Annotated in this window: 1 rRNA gene; it reads left to right on the top strand. The window is 52.3% G+C overall.

Annotated elements, in window-relative coordinates:
- A 16S ribosomal RNA gene (locus SCM96_16055) occupies nucleotides 1-623 on the top strand; the annotation flags it as partial.

Genomic DNA, 623 nt, shown 5'->3' with positions numbered 1-623 from the left:
ATACATGCAAGTCGAACGAAGAGCTTTAGAGTAGCAATACTTTGATACCTCTTAGTGGCGAACGGGTGAGTAACGCGTTGGTGACCTGCCCCAAAGAGAGGGATAACAGTTCGAAAGGACTGCTAATACCTCATGTGATCATTCGGATTAGATGCCTTATGATTAAAGGAGCTTGCTCCACTTTGGGAGGGGCCTGCGTACCATCAGCTAGTTGGTAGGGTAATGGCCTACCAAGGCTATGACGGTTAGGGGACCTGAGAGGGTGGCCCCCCACAATGGAACTGAAACACGGTCCATACACCTACGGGTGGCAGCAGTAGGGAATATTGGTAATGTGCGAAAGCGCGAACCAGCAACGCCGCGTGTGCGAAGAAGGCCTTCGGGTTGTAAAGCACTTTTCGGGAGGAAGAGGAAGGACTGTACTCCCGGAATAAGTCTCGGCTAACTACGTGCCAGCAGCCGCGGTAATACGTAGGAGGCTAACGTTATCCGGATTTACTGGGCGTAAAGCGCGTGTAGGCGGTGTGGTAAGTTGGACGTGAAAGCTCCCGGCTCAACTGGGAGAGGTCGTTCAATACTGCCAAACTAGAGGATGGTAGAGGGAGGTGGAATTCCGGGTGTAG

Source organism: Acidobacteriota bacterium (assembly GCA_033549365.1).
Taxonomy (GTDB): domain Bacteria; phylum Acidobacteriota; class Aminicenantia; order Aminicenantales; family Saccharicenantaceae; genus JAWSUF01.
This window is presented reverse-complemented; position numbering and strand designations above follow the sequence as displayed.